The organism is Rhodobacter sp. JA431 (assembly GCF_900217725.1).
GTDB lineage: Bacteria > Pseudomonadota > Alphaproteobacteria > Rhodobacterales > Rhodobacteraceae > Rhodobacter > Rhodobacter aestuarii.
This window is the reverse complement of record NZ_OBMP01000026.1, coordinates 1-1,131: the sequence shown is the minus strand read 5'-3', so window position 1 is coordinate 1,131 and position 1,131 is coordinate 1. Positions and strand designations below refer to the sequence as shown.

Below are 1,131 nucleotides of genomic sequence, written 5' to 3'. Positions count from 1 at the left end.
GGGCACGCTGGTGCTGCCCTTTGCGGCGGTGAGCTATATCACCGAAGGGATTGTGGATTTTGCGCTTTGGGTGCCCGCGCTTGGCGAGCGCTATGTGGTCGAGGACGGCGCGGCCTATCCCGCGCTCACCTATGATCTGACGATCGAGGCGCGCAGCGCGGCGGATGGCGCGCTTGAAAAGGTCACCTATCGCGTCGCGGCGCCCTCTGGCTCTGGTGATCTCGTCTTTGCCGATCTTCTGGCGGCGGGCGATGTGGTCGAACCCGATCTGCCCGGCGCGCTTGCCCAGGCGCAGGCGGCGGCCGCAAGTGCGGCGGGCAGTGCGCTTTCCGCGGATCAATCCGCGCAGATCGCCGATCAAAAAGCGCAAGAAGCTGATCTCAGCGCCACGGCGGCCGCAACCTTTGATCCGGCCAAGTTCCAGCCGATCAATGCATTTTTGAGCGGGCTTGCGGAAACGGGCGAGATCGTCACGCCGTCCACCTCTGGCGCGGCGGTTTTGACCGGGACGGCGGCCGAGGGCCGCGCCGCGCTTGAACTGGGGGAGATGGCGCTTCTTGATCTCGCGGATCTGGTGGCGGCGATTGCGGCGCAAACCGGCACCACTGCCAAATGGCAAGATGTCTCGGCCGCGCGCGTGGCGGGGACGGCCTATCAAAACGACACTGGCCATCCGCTCGATATCAACACCCGGCTGTCTGTGGGCACGGGGCGCAACTTCGAGATCTCTGAGGATGGGGTGAGCTGGCAGCCGATCGCCTGGAGCGGCACGGTTGAGGCGATGAACATCAATGTGACGATCCCGCCGGGCAATTATTACCGCGTGCTGACGTCTTACAGCCCCGGCCAATGGATGGAACGGCGCTGATCTCACCCGCGAAAAACGCGAGGAAAAACCCGAGACAAAAAGGGGACAGGAATGAACGAAACGCGTGGCCTCATTGAGGTGGCCGACGCGCTCTTTGGGGGTGCGATCACGACAGCGGCGGCGGCTTTTGCGGGGCGCTTGATGTGGCACAGCACCGAGGTGCGTTCCGGGCGGCGGCGGTTCTTTGGCCGCGAGCTTTTGTGGGAGCTGCCGATTGCCATTGGCATGGCGATCATTGGCGAGGCGGTCGCCTCTTACTTCGG

Annotated in this window: 1 protein-coding gene and 1 pseudogene; both read left to right on the top strand. The window is 64.3% G+C overall.

Features of this window, described 5'->3' with window-relative positions:
• A pseudogene (locus CRO18_RS18945) lies at positions 1-868 on the top strand (hypothetical protein); the annotation flags it as partial.
• Between the two features lie 51 nt (positions 869-919).
• Positions 920-1,131, top strand: a 212-nt coding sequence (locus tag CRO18_RS18475) for a phage holin family protein (protein ID WP_102026119.1), incomplete at its 3' end; no start/stop codon positions are given.